Origin of the sequence: Belliella alkalica, from assembly GCF_022549785.1 — a bacterium.
In the GTDB taxonomy this organism is placed as follows: domain Bacteria; phylum Bacteroidota; class Bacteroidia; order Cytophagales; family Cyclobacteriaceae; genus Belliella; species Belliella alkalica.
This window is the reverse complement of record NZ_JAKZGO010000002.1, coordinates 167,500-185,437: the sequence shown is the minus strand read 5'-3', so window position 1 is coordinate 185,437 and position 17,938 is coordinate 167,500. Positions and strand designations below refer to the sequence as shown.

General features: G+C 36.9%; 15 protein-coding genes. 3 read left to right on the top strand and 12 right to left on the bottom strand.

All coding sequences use genetic code 11. The features are described from left to right. Positions 1–372: 372 nt before the first annotated feature. The 4 genes from MM213_RS03010 to MM213_RS02995 form a co-directional block, all read right to left on the bottom strand. The gene (locus MM213_RS03010; protein ID WP_241410023.1) at positions 373–924 is read right to left on the bottom strand and encodes a hypothetical protein; all 552 of its coding nucleotides are present in this window, start codon (positions 922–924) and stop codon (positions 373–375) included. A gap of 444 nt (positions 925–1,368) precedes the next feature. Beyond that, entirely contained in the window at positions 1,369–1,884 is a 516-nt protein-coding gene (locus MM213_RS03005; RefSeq protein WP_241410022.1) for a hypothetical protein, read from the bottom strand. 29 nt (positions 1,885–1,913) lie between these two features. Next, a complete protein-coding gene (locus tag MM213_RS03000; RefSeq protein ID WP_241410021.1) occupies positions 1,914–2,951 on the bottom strand; it encodes a lipase family protein in 1,038 nt (345 codons plus the stop codon). A 7-nt stretch (positions 2,952–2,958) separates the two neighbouring features. Then, positions 2,959–4,344 (bottom strand): OmpA family protein, encoded by a 1,386-nt coding sequence (locus tag MM213_RS02995; protein WP_241410020.1) that lies wholly within the window; start codon positions 4,342–4,344, stop codon positions 2,959–2,961. A gap of 594 nt (positions 4,345–4,938) precedes the next feature. On the opposite strand from MM213_RS02995, the gene MM213_RS02990 reads away from it, so the two are divergent. The 3 genes from MM213_RS02990 to MM213_RS02980 all read left to right on the top strand — a co-directional run bounded on the left by MM213_RS02990 (position 4,939) and on the right by MM213_RS02980 (position 7,168). Next, a complete protein-coding gene (locus MM213_RS02990) occupies positions 4,939–5,118 on the top strand; it encodes a hypothetical protein (protein WP_241410019.1) in 180 nt (59 codons plus the stop codon). 501 nt (positions 5,119–5,619) lie between these two features. Then, positions 5,620–5,910 carry a helix-turn-helix domain-containing protein gene (locus MM213_RS02985; RefSeq protein ID WP_241410018.1) on the top strand — a complete coding sequence of 97 codons (291 nt, stop codon included), beginning with the start codon at positions 5,620–5,622 and terminating at the stop codon, positions 5,908–5,910. Between the two features lie 4 nt (positions 5,911–5,914). Then, on the top strand, positions 5,915–7,168 hold the full coding sequence (locus tag MM213_RS02980) for a type II toxin-antitoxin system HipA family toxin (protein ID WP_241410017.1): 1,254 nt from the start codon (positions 5,915–5,917) through the stop codon (positions 7,166–7,168). Between the two features lie 169 nt (positions 7,169–7,337). Here MM213_RS02980 and MM213_RS02975 read toward each other — a convergent pair whose 3' ends face one another. The 8 genes from MM213_RS02975 to MM213_RS02940 all read right to left on the bottom strand — a co-directional run bounded on the left by MM213_RS02975 (position 7,338) and on the right by MM213_RS02940 (position 17,798). Next, positions 7,338–8,582, bottom strand: a complete 1,245-nt coding sequence (locus tag MM213_RS02975; protein WP_241410016.1) for a DUF4934 domain-containing protein — start codon at positions 8,580–8,582, stop codon at positions 7,338–7,340. 46 nt (positions 8,583–8,628) lie between these two features. Further along, a complete protein-coding gene (locus MM213_RS02970) occupies positions 8,629–8,814 on the bottom strand; it encodes a hypothetical protein (protein WP_241410015.1) in 186 nt (61 codons plus the stop codon). Positions 8,815–8,973: 159 nt separating this feature from the next. Further along, complete coding sequence (locus MM213_RS02965) at positions 8,974–9,810, bottom strand: alpha/beta hydrolase (protein ID WP_241410014.1); 837 nt, start codon at positions 9,808–9,810, stop codon at positions 8,974–8,976. Between the two features lie 382 nt (positions 9,811–10,192). Then, positions 10,193–11,674, bottom strand: a complete 1,482-nt coding sequence (locus tag MM213_RS02960; protein ID WP_241410013.1) for a Gfo/Idh/MocA family oxidoreductase — start codon at positions 11,672–11,674, stop codon at positions 10,193–10,195. 332 nt (positions 11,675–12,006) lie between these two features. After that, positions 12,007–13,149, bottom strand: a complete 1,143-nt coding sequence (locus MM213_RS02955) for an endo-1,4-beta-xylanase (RefSeq protein WP_241410012.1) — start codon at positions 13,147–13,149, stop codon at positions 12,007–12,009. Positions 13,150–13,360: 211 nt separating this feature from the next. Continuing rightward, on the bottom strand, positions 13,361–14,734 hold the full coding sequence (locus MM213_RS02950; protein ID WP_241410011.1) for a glycoside hydrolase family 43 protein: 1,374 nt from the start codon (positions 14,732–14,734) through the stop codon (positions 13,361–13,363). A gap of 80 nt (positions 14,735–14,814) precedes the next feature. Then, the gene (locus MM213_RS02945; RefSeq protein WP_241410010.1) at positions 14,815–16,746 is read right to left on the bottom strand and encodes a glycoside hydrolase family 97 protein; all 1,932 of its coding nucleotides are present in this window, start codon (positions 16,744–16,746) and stop codon (positions 14,815–14,817) included. Positions 16,747–16,814: 68 nt separating this feature from the next. After that, positions 16,815–17,798: a glycoside hydrolase family 43 protein gene (locus MM213_RS02940; RefSeq protein ID WP_241410009.1), complete on the bottom strand. Its 984-nt coding sequence runs from the start codon at positions 17,796–17,798 to the stop codon at positions 16,815–16,817. Positions 17,799–17,938 lie beyond the last annotated feature (140 nt).

Genomic DNA, 17,938 nt, shown 5'->3' with positions numbered 1-17,938 from the left:
TGTAATATAACTCGTAGTACTTAATTGCAACATTTTCATTAGCAATTTAAAGCTAAGGCTTTTGAATATTCACATAGTCGAGCATCTATTTCAATTTGAACTCTAAAGATTGATGCGCGTCAAATTAAAAGTGCGGATACAAAGACACTCCATTTGATACTCATCAAAAACAAACATATAAATTATTGAATATTGACTTCATTTTTTAGAAATTTCAATTCATGGGTTTGATCAGTTTCTATTGATCAGTAACACTAAATATCTGAGCTTAGCTAAATTAGCCTTTTCTACGTTAATTTATCAATTTCTAGACGTCTACAACCAAAATAATCCTATTGAAACAAATCTACCAGGACCAGCAAGGCTTATTGATCATTGGGCTTTCAACCAATTTTCATAAAAATCTTGCAGCATTCCAATGATTTGATTTTTTGAATAAGTATTCGAATGGTCGAAAGCGACAGATATTATGTGTCTATTTTGAAAAACAACTAAAATTGATTCCTTCCGAGTTCTATTTTCACGGTAAACAGCAAATTCCCCCAACCCTTTGATCTTATCTTCCTCAGGAGAGGCATTAAGCTCCTCCTTTATACGAGTAGCAACAAGATCGTAAGATTCTGGATTTGCCATCAAAGTAACCATGACAGCGAGTTGTTTCCCTTCCTTTCCTGCGGCCATCATACAAGACATTGCTGGCATGACATTCATTGCAGATACATCTCCTAGTTCGTAATCCTTAGGGATATTGAATATTTCTCTGAAATTAGTCTCTGTCACGCCCTTGCAGGCGTTATAATTTTCGCTTTTCAAAGTACTGACAGTTTGAGTGTCATAGGCTGCTTCATTTTGGGATTGTTGCCCACATGCTGATATAACTCCCAATAGCATCCAATTCAATATTAAAGTAATGTTCAATTTCATGGTCTTCATTATTTGATTATTTATAAATTTTAGTTTTTAAGTTTATGTATGACAAACCGAGCCGTATCATATTGAAAATGAGACATCTGATATCTTACACTGCGGGGACCTTATGTCTATTATTTGTTATGAATCAGAACCAAACCAAATAAGAAACAGGACTAACACCAATTACAGGCTTATCCTAACTAATTACAATAAATGGAGCTTTTCAGATAGTCATGAGTCATCGCACAGCTATTACTTGATCATCTCGATGGTAATTTTTTTTTCAAACCTGAAAAAATCATTATTATCAGACACCCAATAGATCATCCCTGCTATACGCATTATGGGTATATTTTTGCTATTCATTTGCCATACTCCTTCTTAGTATTCTTGGGCAGATAAAGCTTACATCACCATCGAAAAGCTCTTAAACATAGCTTTTCGATAACTATCTGATTAAATGATGATAACTAGAAAGACTGGAGCAATACGACTATCTCCATTGATTACTTCGGCCTTGACTTCAACTTCGTAGGATGTCCCCTTGCGTGCTACTGGGTTCAGCTTTGGATTATCTTTGGTAGATTTCCCAAGTCCATATTGGTGCATAAAGATTGGAGAGATAATATCAAAAGCTTCAACAGGCATTCCCATTTCACCAGGGAAGAATGGGAGCGGACTACTTTTTACTTGAGATATAATCCTTCCATTTACTTTGACAATAGTCTCGAAGACGACAATCGCCAATTCCTTACCATCAGCTGTTTTAGGAAAACCATTTGTTTCCAAATTGAAGACAATATTGTTTTTGCCAGTCTTAAAATCTGCAAAATGATGTACAACACTTGGTCGGTTCTCAATCTTGGTTTTTGCACTACTATTGATTAGTAGATTACCCACAGCTTGCTGGGCTTGTAAGTCAAAGCAAAAGTGCATGATGAATACTATTAATAATATGGCTTGCTTTTTCATAATTATTTGAGAGTTGTTATATAATCTTTTTAAAATCTTCTATTAGCTAATGCTCTTTCTTTATTGGCAATATCTTCTATAATCCTAGAGCCGCGACCATATACGGAAGGTGTGTTGATAGCTTTCTTCAAAAACTTATCTACAACCTCTAGATAAAGCTCATTATTGTGATTTGGAAAATGACGAATATTTGGGTTGACATCAATATTATCAAATACTATAGCGGCATCTTGCTTACCAAGTACGAGTAGGTTACCTGCATGATGATACTTATTAGCAGCCCTGACACCAATAAAATTAGGAACTGATGGCACAGGGTCGGAGTTGATTACTAACCTAAGGTTATTTTTGACAGCTCTTTCAAAATATGCTCTGAATGTTTCATCTCCCACCCTAGGAGATCCCGAAACGATATGTGTAATTGATGCAAATCTTCTGTTTTGATTGACTGCTATATCAAGTGCACATAGTGACGCCAGAGCTCCTCCAAGACTATGTCCAAAAATAAAAATATTGCTAGAGCCCGGAGCCTCTTGAATTGCATTGTGAATATCTCGTCTTAGTCTCTTATAAGCTTCATCAAAACCTTTATGAACATTCGAGTTTCTATAACTTGAAACGGGTGCGACAGAATTTGAAGTAATAAATGATGGCTTTACTTGTTCGATATTGGCATCTGTCAAGACTGTGTTGATGATTGTTTGACCAAGATTGCCGACAGATTTTGTCCCTCTGAATACAATCACTATATTATTACCTCTCTGAGCTACATAGCATCTCAATCGCTCATTTGTAATCCCTGCTGCTGAAATCACACCTTTACTCATTAGGCTAAATCCATTAGCCTGTAACTGCTTGACCACATCAGATTCATGTTCCATGGAGACAAACTGTATATGCTCTTGCATAGATTTCATTGTCTTGATCTTATCTAAATCAAATTGACCAGACGCAATCAAATAAGTACCCTTTTGACCCAGACAGGTAAGTGTAAGGAGCATCAACAATCCTGTTATCCAAAAATTTGCATTGACTGCTAATCGATTGTATTTTTCATGCAGAAGCATAGTTCCTTTAATTTTGAATGGTTCCTATTGCCTCTGCTAACCTTTCTTCATAATTCGGAACTACATCCAAATTGATAATATCTACCCTTCTATTTTTGGCTCTACCTTCTTTTGTGTCGTTTGGATAGATGGGATACCTAAGACCATAACCTCTTGATGCCAATTGATTAGTGGATACCCCAAACTCCTTGATCAGCACATTGCGTACTGCACTTGCCCTTTGTTCTGAAAGCAAGCGGTTTGTTTCGCTATTTCCTACATTATCCGTATGCCCTGCGATCGAGAAACTCCCCCCATGCTGATTCATAAAGTCAGCAATCTGCTTGAGCGATGGAAAAGATTCTGGTTTAATGACTGCACTTCCTGATTCAAAATATATTCCCGTTGCTTCAAAAACCCCCTTGTTTTCTAAATCAGACTTGATTACTGGCGGTGCATCTCCTATTCTGATATTAGACATGTATAGATATTCTCCATCATTCGCTTGGTCTGAAAAAAACTTCAGCGAGCGAAATGGGCTTTCCTCCGATTGTGCTTGGATAATATCGTAGACTTTCTCCTCATTGATGTAGAACCTAATTCTATTTTTGCTCTTCCACATCGACACTCTGATTTTGTCACCTCTATTCAAGTTGGTCTTGCTCAATATTGGCAAAGGAGTAGCATTAAATTCATTATACTCACTTTTTTTCCATCGCTTTTCGACTTGCTTACGATCTCCAGAAAATCCAAAAAATATCCAATGATCACCCCCTCTCCTATTACCCAATTTCATACTCGCATCTTGCAGGTCATTTAGAATGACACCAAACATACGTGTCCCAGGCGCGAACTTTTGACCGTCTACATCCAATACCAAATCGAACTCTAAAGTAAAACTATCAGGGAGCTTACCCAATGTTAAAGGTGTAAAGTTAGTCTGGCCCTTTCCCATTTTCAGCCATTTCCCATCGTACAGACTCAGCTCGACAACTTCCAAGTTACTAGATGTATTCCAACCATCAGGTATGCCCCCTAAAGAGGCCTTATCAAAGTTATCTGCAAAAAGTATGGTTGTACCCATGATAAAATCATAATTTGAGTATGATTTTAAATCTCCACCATTAAAAGCAACAGTGCCATCTGCCCTACCTAATTCTTCCATTGGATGTAGCTCCTCTTCCCATGATACACCTCGCTCTTCTTGCTTACTTTTTTGAGTGTCTTTTGCCTTTTGCTTAGAAGGAAATTTGATTTTGGCAGAAAAAACAGTCTCCTCCAGATTATCCAAGGCACGGTTTGATACTTTATCCGCTCTTTCATTAATCTTCTCTTTCGTTTTTTGTCCAAAAAGTTGATGAGAGCAAGAGATCAAAATCCCCATTGCAATTATTTTGCTAATCATATTATTCATGGTAGTTTTATTTTGTCAATACATTAGTAGCTTGACTGAAATAAACCTTAACAAAATATTTGAAAAATTTTTAAACCTGATAATACTAACTAAGTGGAGCAACGAGGAAATTAAAATTCTTGACTAGCATATAATTTTGATCAATAAGTTTAAGTATCGCAGTACCCAAGGACGTTCTGCTAACGCTTTAATTTAAAGATTGCTTAAGCCCTAATTTTCAAAAACAATTGATTAATTACTTGAATTGAATATGGCAATTATTATTTACATTCTTATAAATGCTTTCAAATGTGAAAACCAACTTTTCTTTAACGCTATTTACAAATTCCAAGGATCTTCTTACCTTGGATATGGAGGATACAATAATATCAACCCAGTGTTAAACAGCGAATCTTGTAAAGTAGCTAGATTGGTTGAAAATTTCTCGATGGAATAGATATCATTCACTTTTGAAAAAGCGCTTAGAGGTGTAATGATTTTATAATATTTTCTTCATTTGATGCAGAATTTAAACAGTTCTCAACTGTCTATAACAAAGTTAAAGGAGAAGTTATTGGTAATGGAAGGTTTTTAAAAGAATCAAAAAAGTACAATTTGATACTTCCTTTTTTTCATACAGTCGATGCAGCTGCAAACCGATTTAAAAATGTATTGGCAGGGTATATTCTAAAGCAATTTATAGAAGAAGCTAGTCCATTTTATCAATATTTGACTAATGAAGATGATTTGGAATCTTACTATTTGGTGGAAGTGATATTTGATTCACCAAATTAAAATTACCCTAGCAATTGGGTCTATGGATTCAAACTAAACAAAAACTTCGTTTTGTTTGAAATAAAATTTGGCAAAAATTACAGTTTGGTACTGATCAATGAAAATTGTGATGATCGATTAAACTCAATTGTGGATAGTTATATTTTCATCCTGCCTTTTGAGGGAGTGATCGTCCAGACAAAAAATAAAAACGCCTGAGAAAAGCTTTAAATCCTAGATGGATTGAAAAAGGAAAACAATTCAATTTTGCTGATTCACTAATTCAGAGGAATGTGAAGCCACTAATGTTGTATAAAGGTCACTACAAATACTAGCATTGGTTTTATTTGTGCATATCGTGCCGACCTTTGTGCTATCCGTGGTTGGGAATAACCAGAAATCACCAGAAAAACCAAATTTTACCCTAGTCAACTTTTTCATGATCTGAAGACAACATTCAATTTGATTGTTATTTCAAACATATTTAGTATTTTTGTATATAATAACAATCATTTATAAGTTGTGAAAGATAAAAAACAGATCATCTTCCCTAAATACAATCAATACTTGGAACAAATGGGAGAGAATATAAAACTCGCAAGGAAACGTAGAAAATTAACCACTCTTCAAGTTTCTGAGCGTGCTGGAATAGCACGCTCTACTCTTTATTTGATTGAAAAAGGTGAATCTAGTGTCGCATTCGGAGCATATTTTAATGTTTTACGAGTATTGGGTTTGCAAAAAGACATTTTGAAATTGGCAGCGGATGATGGATTTGGTAGAAAATTACAAGACTTGGAGTTGTTAAAATAAATATATGGCGTCAAATAAATTCGATATTTATGTTTATGCAGATTGGAAAGGGTTAGAAGAGCCAAAAACTATAGGCTTACTTTCTGCCCATTACGGTAAAGGAAAAAAGGTTTTCAGCTTTGAGTATGACAAATCATGGATTCAATCAAAGCAACAATTACTTCTAGACCCTGATATTCAATTTTTTAAAGGGACTCAATTCCCAAATAATAAAGAGAATTTTGGAGTATTCTTAGATAGTATGCCTGATACATGGGGTCGAACCTTGATGAAAAGGCGTTCTGTTGAACAAGCTAAGGAAAACAACATACAAGCTCCTTTACTCTATGACATTGATTATTTATTGGGTGTTTATGATGAAAGCCGGATGGGAGCGTTACGGTTTAAGACTGATAGAAACGGCCCATTTTTAGATAACAATAACGAAAACCCCACTCCTCCTTGGGCTTTGATTCGTGAACTGCAATACGCAGCATCAAGTTTTGAAAATGACGAAAATAATAGCGAAATAAAAAAATGGTTGGCTATATTAATGGCTCCTGGTTCTTCTCTAGGTGGTGCTCGACCTAAAGCAAATGTTTTGGATGAATCAAAAAATTTATGGATTGCCAAATTCCCTTCCAAAAATGACATTATAGATAAAGGAGCTTGGGAGTTTTTAGCATATCGCCTAGCTATTCAAGCCGGAATTATAATGAGTACTTGTAAAATCGAAAAAATATCTGGAAACCACCACACCTTTTTCACCAAGAGGTTTGACAGAGATAAAGAGCAACGCATTCATTTTTCATCCGCGATGACTATGACAGGAAACAATGAGGATACCATTCGAGATAATATGGCAAGTTATCTTGAAATAGCCGAATTTATCCAAAATAATGGGATTCAAATAGAAGAGAATTTACATCAGTTATGGCGCAGGATTGTTTTCAACATTGCCATTTCAAATACAGATGATCACTTGAGAAACCATGGGTTCTTATTAACCCATGATGGTTGGGTTTTATCTCCTGCTTTTGATTTGAACCCATCAATCGATAAAAATGGACTTGCAATAAATATAGATATGGATAATAATGACCTTGATTTTGAATTAGCAAAAAGTGTTGGAGTTTTTTTTAGACTTGATAAAAAACGTATGGAAGAAATCGTTCAAGAGGTATTTACAGCGGTAAAACTTTGGGAAAAATTTGCTGACAATATAGGCATATCAAGGGCCGAAAAAGAATTTATGCGAAGCGCATTCAAAATCGAATAATCTGTAAATGTTTAAAAATTTAAAGAAAGAAAACAATCCAATTTTGCTGATTCACAAATTCAGAGGTATGTGAATCCAATAATGTGGTATAAAGGTCACTATAAATTTTAGCATTGGTTTTATTTGTGCATTCTTATGTTGAGATTTGTGCTATCCGTGGTCGAAAAATTCAAAAATCTTTCAACCTAAACTTTACCAAAATAATGCTTTCAGCATCTCTTTGACTCTTTTCCAAATCAAGAATTCTTTGGGAAGGATTATTTTTACCATGCTTGATCATCATAGAAAGCATATCTGAACCATAGTAACCCAAAAACTCACTTTCATTAGTTGTAGTTTCATTTATTGGCATGGGAATATTGTCAATATCATTCATCCAAGAAGAGCCTATTTTGACCTGACGTTTATTGTGTTTTGAATAAAATATCCTACAGACTTGCTTGTCATAAAAATAGGTGACACACAGAAAATCTGCTGTTTCATCCACTCTATGGAGAGAAGCCCAACCACCCACTTTTTTATTATTATAATCCTCCACAAATGTGGAAAGCTCATCAGCTTCCATATCATACAATCTTGGTGGATTAGCATTGGCAAAGTCAAATGCAAACCTTGGATAAACCCTTCCCTCTTCTAAATTAACCCGATAAACTACTGAATTGATGGATTCCATCAGCCTTAAAGAATCTCCAATTTGATAAAACCCTAGATTCGAAAGTGGGTACATCAACAACTGCTCGCGATAAGCTGTCTCCAAATCTTGCTTTTCGATTTCTTCTGCATCATTTGCAATGATAAATCTAGGTTGAATAGGAAAAGTACTTTCAAAAATATGTCCATTTGACCGTCTGGAATTATAAATCGCTATTTTAGAGTCACTTATCGGAAAAAAGGAGGTATGTTGAATCTTATTATTCATAGCTCCCAAAAACTCCCCTGTGATTGTATAGCGCAGAATTTTTTGACTTCTCGGTGAATAAATTAAAACATTACCTGAATTTCGATCAACTTCAAAGTCTTTGATATCTCCATATTCTTCTGGCCCCTCTCCTTTTCTTTGGATCGCATTTACGAATTCGCCTTCATCAGTAAATATAAAAATTGATTCCGTATGGCGATCGAAAATATAAACATGGCCATTGTGATGAATCATTTTTGCTATCTCACCAATAATCATATCCCCCGGTAAGGTGAGCGGAAAGAATTCTATACTCGATACGATCAGCGATGCTTTCATCGAATACTCCTCATCTATATCCTTTTTAGGATCTATCCTGATGATCTCCGCATCCCCATAAAATTCACTTGCAAACTCCACTCCATCATTTGAACCGCCACAAGCCTGAAATAGCGCTCCACTAAACAAGAAACACTTCATAAAAAACTTACTCAAAGAAAATTTATAATACTTCATTTCATTTTTTCTTAAAAATTTAGAAAAGCAATATTTCAGTCAAAGACTAAAACTCCTTTATATCAATCCAAGTCAAAACAGGGGTACTTGAATTATCTATTCCCTCAAATATTTGATTCAAGCCTGATTCATCTCTTCCATCTATAGGATTCACCGTATCTAACATAAGAACTACATCTGGCCAAGATACTGTCAAAAGTGACTGATCATGATAATGAAAATAAGATTTCATGTGTATCCGCTTTCTTGCACGTAGCCAAGCAATCGATTATTGGATGAACGATTTGTGGTTCTGTTGACTGTGAACTGTTGTCTGATGACGAGTATCCGCAATTTACAAAGTTACTTCTTACCCTACGTGCAACATTGCGGATACTCATATAAGATTTATCTAAAATATCTCTTGTGCGAAGAAATACAACTCATTTTTCCAATATTCAAAATTATGGTGGTGACCTGGAATCACTCTGTAGGTATGATTGATGTTTTGCTCCTTTAGATAATCGTGCGTTTGATTAGATACTCTCATCAAGTTATCTTGATCACCACAGCTTAGAAACAGCAACTTTAGGTTTTTTCGGGAAACATCTACTTGTGGAAGCAAATCACTGCCTCGCTTTGTATTTGGTGCTGGTGAAAAACCTCCAACCCAGGCAAAGTCCTCAGGATGATTCAATCCAAAATTCAAAGATTGACCTCCACCCATAGAAAGTCCAGCTAAAGCCCTATTTTCTATTCCAGGCTTTACTTTATATGATTTTTCAATAAATGGAATCAAGTCATCCATCAAATCCTTTTCGAATGTTGCAAATGCCTTGACAGGTTCTGCACCAAAGATATCACCTTCCGCACGGTCATTTTTCATGGCGCGACCATTTGGCATGACGATGATCATTGGCTTTGCTTTTTTGTCCGCATAGAGATTGTCTAAGATTACATTTGGTGTACCTTGATCAAGCCACTCTCTTTCATCCCCACCAATTCCATGTAGTAAATAAAGCACTGGATAAGCTTCAGACGCAGTGTACCCCGGAGGGAAATAAATATTGGCAACACGATCCACACCAACTGTCTTTGATGGATACGATATCTCTTTTACTTCTCCTTTTGAAACTTCTTCTCTTACTTGGTCAAAACCTGATGGCGCGATGATATCTGCGTCTTGCGCAAATGCACAACTTGAGATACAAACAAGCAGCATTAAGGTTAGTTTTTTAAGATTTTTCATAGGTTATAGGTTTATTGGTTAATTAAATATTTTCACTTAATCGACTTTAAATTCTTCTCTTCTATACGAATATAAATTTGGTTCTCCATCATCAAATAATTGCAATACAATCTGTCGCGTCCTGATATTATTTGACATTTTTTCTATTGATTAAAGAAGTTCAACCTCCCGAAATTATCGGACCAGGCTCTTCAGGGTTGTTGTCTCCTGTATCATCATTAATTCCCAGGTTGCGAGCCGGGGCTATTTAAAGTTTAACCCCATTGGGGTTAGGACATGACATTTTATACTGACTTCACTTCATGATTCTCGCACCCTTGACCTTGGGTTATAGGTAAACCTTCGAGGTTTTTGGAAACCTCGAAGGTCAGGTTCTATTTCCTTACAACTTATAATACTCCTCCCACCCTTTTCTTGGAGGGGTGCCATTGAGTAGCTCGTTAGCAACTTTATTGTTGGTGATTACTTTTTTCTTTCTGTCAAATTTCAGGTTGGTATTCATCTGTTGCGCTAAGACTCCTAATGAAAATATCTGGCTTAGTGGCCCTGAAACTTCGAAAGGAGATCTGGTTTTTTCTTCACCTTTGCATGCCAAAAGAAAGTTTGCAAAATGGTTGGAACTACTTTCTGGAACTTCCGGCAAACTACTTTTCATATCATTTGCTGCTTCTTCTGGAATGATAGAAAGTGTACTACCATGGGAACCACCTTTGAATGTCAAATCTTTGCCATAAATTATCTTACCTGGATTCAGTGTTCTCTGCTCAATTTGTCCTGTTCCTGCCGCAGGGATATCTGAACTCAATTCAGAACTACCATAACCCTCAGGAAGTGGTGGTAAATTTTCCAATCCATCATACCAAGTCACATTCACTTCAGGCATTTTTCCTCTTTTAGGAAATTTGAAATCCAAAGTAGTTGCTTGTGGATAGAATAATGGATTATGACCATCTAGTTTGACTGCGTTGATTTCTTCTGGAAGACCCAAATCCAAATATCTATGGAAACTATCCATAATGTGTGCACCCCAATCTCCCAAAGCTCCCATTCCGAATTCGTACCAGCATCTCCATTGGCCATTGGCGAAATCCTTGTTGTAATCATGATGCTCTGCTGTCGTCAGCCAAAGATCCCAATCAAGTGTTTCTGGTATTGGTTCTGCCTTTGGATAGCTTGTCATAGAAGTATCCCAACCATGCCATCTTCTCCTGCTATTCATATGGCAGGTAATGGCTTCTACATCTTTTATAATTCCTGCATCTACCCAAGCTTTAAATTGAAAAGAATTGGCTTCTGAATGTCCCTGATTACCCATTTGGGTAATCACTCCGTATTTCTTGGCTGCCTTCATCATCAGTTCGACTTCCTGAAATGTCCTTGCCATTGGTTTTTCTACATACACAGGCTTACCAGAAGCCATGGCGTGCATGGTTATAGGGAAATGTGAAAAATCCGGTGTACAAATGACAACTGCGTCAAAATCTACTTCTTTTTGGTCTAAAAGCTCTCTAAAATCCTTAAAACGAACGGCTTTGGAATGTTTCTCCATGATTCTAGCTGTATGGGGAGCACCCATGTCTACATCACATAGCGCAACCACATTAGACAAACCAGTTCTATCAAAGTCATTGATCACTTGCTCTCCTCTATTGCCGATTCCTATACAAGCTAGATTTACCCTATCACTTGGCACTTTAGATGCCATCTGCACGATTTCCCCTGCTTTGTTTCTGATTTCAGGTTTTGAAAAAAGTACATGGCTTGGAATAATGTGAAAAGCCCCGAATGCAAGTGCGCTTTTCTTTATGAAATCCCTTCTTTTCTCACCTTTGGTTAATTTTTGTTGGTTTATTTCATCTTTCATCTGTCATCATTTTTCGATTTGATTTCTAAAATAAAGCTAAAAAGGAGCATTAATAAACCAGTCATATAATTTTAGTGATCTTACAAAACTTTTCACTTGAACACCATCAAACTTATATTTTATTCTGATTTTAATAATTACTTGAAATTAAATACTATGATTATCCGCAATGACATAAGCAGCTGAATATATCACTTACAATTATGCAAATCGTCTAAAGTCATCTGACCACAACTGATTGAAATGAACTTCAAACGATACTATAAATGGCTACTGATGTAAATGCGGACATACATATGAATAGATTCTGACAAGAATAAAATTTAACAAAACTACTGCCTGCTTTGAACCAATTTCTGCACTTCAAAGTAGACAGGCTTTGGTTTTAGTTCCTCGTCGAGCAGAAAAGGAAATGCTTTCCTTCCTGGTTGGTCTAGCCATGTATGGTCATCTCCAATACCCCAAAATGTCACTCCTGTGATAATATCACTATAATCGAGTAACACATTAAATATCATACTATATGCTTGCTTCTGTCTAAAAGAAAAAGTATCTGTATAAACAGTGGATCCTGGCTCTGTATTCGATAAATAAACTGGCAAATCCAATTCTGTAATCTGAATTTCAACACCTAGACCTCTAAACAAGTCCAAGGTGGTTCTTATATCCTGTTCTGAAGTCTCCACCATCCAGTGACCTTGTAATCCAACACCATGGATAGGAATGTTATTATCTTTCAATCTCTTCACAAGGTCATAAATCTTATTTCTTTTCCAACTAAATATAGAATTATAATCGTTGTAAAAAAGTTTTGCATTCGGATCTGCTCTGTGTGCAAAGACAAAAGCCGAATCGATATAAGATTCACCAAATATTTTATACCACGGAGAGTCTTCTCTATAGACTATCACACCATTTGGATCCCAGTCAAACAAAGCTTCGTTCACAACATCCCAAGCATATACATCATCTTTGTACCTAGTCACAACTGTTGTGATATGCTCTTTCAATTGCTCCATAGCGATTTCTTTAGATAAAAGGGCACCATCTTGATCATAAAACATCCAATCCGGAGTCTGGGAATGCCAAGTTAAAGTATGTCCCCTCACTTTCATATTGTTGGATTTGGCAAATTGAACAATTCTATCTGCTCCTTCCCATGTATAAAACCCTTTGTTACGCTGTAATGCATCTGGCTTCATTACATTTTCTGCAGTAATACTAGAAAAATGCTTTTGCAATGCAACACCATGATTTGTCCCAGGATCTGCTTGTTGTGGTGTGACAGCTGCTCCTATTGGGAAAAAATCTTTGAACAACTCCTTAAGTGGAATTGCTACTACTCCTTCATCCTTTATATCTTCTTTATCTTCTGGAATTTTAACATCAGGAAGTGGATCTTCTGTACTCCCACAACTAAATGCTATGACCGAAAAAGCTATTATTCCCCAAATGTTAAATTTTAAATTTTTCATGTTTATTTTATTTTAATCATACTTAATTTAACCAATCAATAAACTTAATTTTCCGCAATGCGCCCAGAAAGTGAGTTTTCACATGAAATCATGTGGATATATCCTCGATTATCGACGGCATCTGTATTTCAAGGTATGAACCTATTGAAATTTGGATTCTGATATAAAAGCAGAAAGACATATTATTTTATAACCTTCCAGTGTTTTTTTATCATTTTCTGAAATTCCAATAATCAAAGTACATAATGTCCCGAGATGCTTTCCCCTTGAATACAAAATACAAATCGTGGATACCAGTGGTTTTTTCTATTTCAGATTCTACCAAAACCCACCTATCGTCTCCACCTGTCAAAGGCACATTGATAGTCGTCAACAATTCTCCATCTACACTTCCCAATCTCACTTCCATTGTTACGCCACCATTATGAGTTGTACCTACTCTCGCTGTGAACTTGGTAGCGCCACTTTCACGAAAATCAACACCTTTCACTTTTGTATAAGCATCATTCCGGGTAGCTGTGATAAAATTCCCAACTACGTCATTGCTCTTGGCTTTGACTCCCTCTGACCATGCGATCATCTCAGCTTCATTTTTCACAAATGGATTTACAGAACCTATACTTTTGGTAATTCCTTCTGTCATTTTCATAGGCACGATTGTACCATCTTCATTGAACTTGACCTCTTCCACTGCAACTGAACGTGTAAACCCACTTCCACCAGGCAGTGCTCCATTATGATAAAAAAGATAGGTTTTGCCTTTGTAATCGATGATCCCAGGGTGATTGGTAAAACTTCGGCCTTCAGCTGGCATCAGCACTCCCTGATACTTCCAAGGGCCTGTTGGGCTTTCACTTGTGGAATAACCCAGATGCTCTGGAAGTTCTCCTGCGGCAAAAAGTAAATAATAAAGATCATTTCTCTTGTAAAGCCAAGGTCCTTCTTCATAAGTAGTGGGTCTTTTGGGGTCGTCTGCTTTTCTCTTTCCAAAAGATTCTATTGTATTGGGAAATTGACCGACTTCACCGTCAAGAGAAATCATATCTTCATTGAGTTTGGCATAATAGCAGACCGGATTCCCCCACATCAAATACGCTTGGTTATCATCATCTACGAAAACTGTCGGATCTATATCTGCACTGCTATTGCTGATCAAAGGTTTGCCTAAAGGATCTATAAATGGCCCATAAGGACTATCAGAAACAGCTACCCCTATGCCATTTTTATTGTTTCTGTCTGTAATGGGTACATACATGTAGAACTTCCCATCGCGCTCTATGCATTGAGGTGCCCAAGCGTTTATTTTTCCCCAGTCAAAATCCCTAAAAGACAATACCGATCCATGATCTGTCCAGTTTACCATGTCTTCAGTAGTATATAGTCGCCAATCATTCATAGTAAACCAAGTCGATCCATCTTCATCGTGGGAAGTATAGAGATAGACTTTGTCATTGTACACCATCGGTGCCGGATCTGCGGTGTAGGCAGTTTGTATGATTGGATTTTGTGCCAAAACAATCCTACTGAATAATACCAGACAGCTTATTAAAAGGTATTGGGATACTTTTACTTCAATTTCTTTCATCAGATTTTGTTTTGGTGAAAAGGATATCTTTGGTCCTCCTCATATACACTTAATTATTCAATGGCTATTTTTTGCTTTCATCAATGGTTGGTCAAGACAAACCCACCACGGGATTGGATAGTAACTTCGAAAACACCTTCCTTCCCTACTTCCACTGTTTTTATGAAAGGTTTTTTACTTTTATCATCATTATAGAGATTAAGTTTTTTCCCAACCACCATGGGAAGTTTTAGCTTCAAGGATTTAGCATCAGCCTCAGCATTGACTCCAGCGATATACCAATGATCCCCTTTTCTTCTAGCTATCACACTATATTTTCCAGGATAGCCATCTATATGAATCGTCTCATCCCAAGTCGTCGGTAATTTTCTCAAAAAATCCAGTTCAAATTCAGGAACATCCTCTAGATTATTTGGCGTCAAGCCGAACATCTGTACCGGATTTTGGAAAAGCACACCTGTCGCCAACTGGAAGATATCAGTTGTCAATCTCTCCTGTCCACTTTGGTTTCCTTTGTTGAGATATTTATTGAGAAGAATTCCCCCAAACTCCATACTCGCCACAGTATTTCGGATAAAAGGATGGAGTGTGGCATAAAAAGCCTCTTTTTCCCTAGTATCTTGTACGAAAACCAACATTTCAGAAGCTAATACAGCCTCACTTCCCACAAAATTGGGATACATCCTCTCCCATCCTCTTGGCAATGTGGCTCCATGGAAAATGACCATCAACCCATATTCATTGGCTTCCACCAAAATATCTTCATATAGCCGAATGGTCTCTTGCTTGTCTCCTCCAAAAAAATCAACTTTCAAACCTTTTACCCCTGCTTCTTGAAGCCATTTCATTTCTTTTTTCCTAGCAATGGAAGTATTCATTTTATTCAAAGGCGTTTGGAAAGCATCATTGGCAGTACCATTGGAATTGTACCAAAGAAACACATCCACATTTTTGGAATTTGCATATTTGATCAATTCTTCCATACGGTCGTAACCGATTCTATCATCCCACCAAGCATCTATCAAGATGTATTCAAAATCCATCTCAGCTGCCAAGTTAATGAACTTGACCTGATCATCATAGTTCATGCTGTTGTCTTGCCAGAGTATCCAGCTCCAAGTTCCTTTCCCATATTTATATACTTGTGAAGGTTCATACAAAGGCTCTACCACATCATAAGAAACAGTGGTTTCAACTATTGGTTTTAGTGATTCACCCACGGTAATTGTTCTCCACGGAGTATTCCCAGGAAGGCCGATTTGTGCGCCAGTACTTCCAAAACCATTGTTTTGTTCCATTTGAGGATAATTCACCGTATAGACTCCATCTTTGATAGCACTCAAGTGTGCACCATTATAGTTACTACCTACACCAGTTTCTGAAAGGAGAACCCAGCCATTATCTCCAATTTTGAACAAACTCGGAAAGACATAACCATACCTTGCATTGGTGCTTTCCAAAGGTGCATCCGTCACATATCCGCTTTCATAACTAGGTGCAGTCCTTGCAAAACCTGTCATGGGACGCATCATTGGTGAAAGAAATGCTGTGGAATTTGAAGGAAATTTGAAACCTGTGATTTCACTTTCAACTACTGTAGCACCTGTTTCACCCCATTTGGGCAATTCATATCGGAATGCTATGTCATTGTCACTGACAAAAAAGCGAATGGAGATTTTTTTACCTTCTTTATTTTTTGCTGTATAAAAGAGTGTATTGGCTTTGTATTCTACAGAAGATTGTTTGATTCTATCCAAAGTATAGGACTCATCTATTTTACCAATGAATGCGCTTACAAAAGACATTTCTTTTGTAAAATCTCCTTCATTTGTCAGCAATCCCAAAGGGGACTTTTCAAGCATTAATTTTTGATCATAGCTGACCGAGTAATGTAATTCACCACCATCGATGAAAATGCTAACACTCAGTTGCCCATCAGGACTTCTGACCACATCCACCTCTTGGCCAAAAGAAAATGTAGGGAATGCAAAAAAGCTTATTGCAATAAGCATTTTTAAAACATCCACTTTAGCTTTACAATTATTCAAAACCTCCATTTGCTTATTATTAATGAATAGAACTATTCAACTGCACCGACTCCTTCCTCAGTCTGAATCACTTTCTGGATGGTGCCATCTTCATTGTAGTACATATAGTCCACACAAATAGATCTTCTATAACTTCCTCCTGTAGGTAGCACACCATTGTGATAGAAGAAATAATCATTCCCCTTGTAAGTAACCACCCCTGGATGAACTGTAAAACTATTGGGAACACTTTCCATAATCACTCCTTTGTGTTCCCATGGTCCTTCTGGACTTGTGGCTATACAATAGTCAATTTGCTCTGCTTTTTCACCCTTGCTGGCATAAAGCAAGTAGTACAGATCATTGCGTTTGTAAACCCATGGGCCTTCAATGAAATTTTCGGGATTCAAATAATTGATTTCGCCATCCATTTCTATCATATTGTCCTTGAGCTTTGCCCATTTCAGACTTCCATTGCCCCAATAAATGTAAGCTTGCCCCTGCCCATCTGGCAGGCGGGCATCATCATCAATAAAAACTGCTGGGTCGATATCATCCCAACCATGCTTGTTGTCAGTTGTCATTTCATTTACAACCAATGCTTTGCCAATAGCATCTACAAATGGGCCTGTAGGATTATCAGACACAGCTACACCTATGGCTGCACCACCTTTACTATTCTCATCTTCCTTGTGAAATGTAGATACATAAAAATAAAACTTCCCATCTCTTTCGGTACAATGTGCCGCATAAGCATCACCTGTAGCCCAAGAAAAAGTTTTTGGAGAAATGGGAGCTCCTTGATACTCCCAATTCACCATATCAGTGGAAGAGAATACCAACCAATCTTTCATCTCATAGTTCTTGGATTCCACAGATGCTGTATCGTGGCTGGTGTACAAGTAAACTATATCGTTGTGTACAATCGGTGCTGGATCAGCTGTGAAAAAATCCCGGATAATGGGGTTTTGACAGAATCCTATCTGAGTAATTAAAGTGATTGCTAGCGTGAAAAAGAATTTTATGGCAGTTTTCATTTGGTTTAGGTTTAAGGTTGTGATGTAACTCCCCCAAAGTTTTTAGCTTTGGGAAATTTTAGAAAAGGTAAATCAACCTTTTCAGTCTATTATGAAATTTATATTTAGATAGCAATGTCGTTTAGTTAAGAAAACAGGCC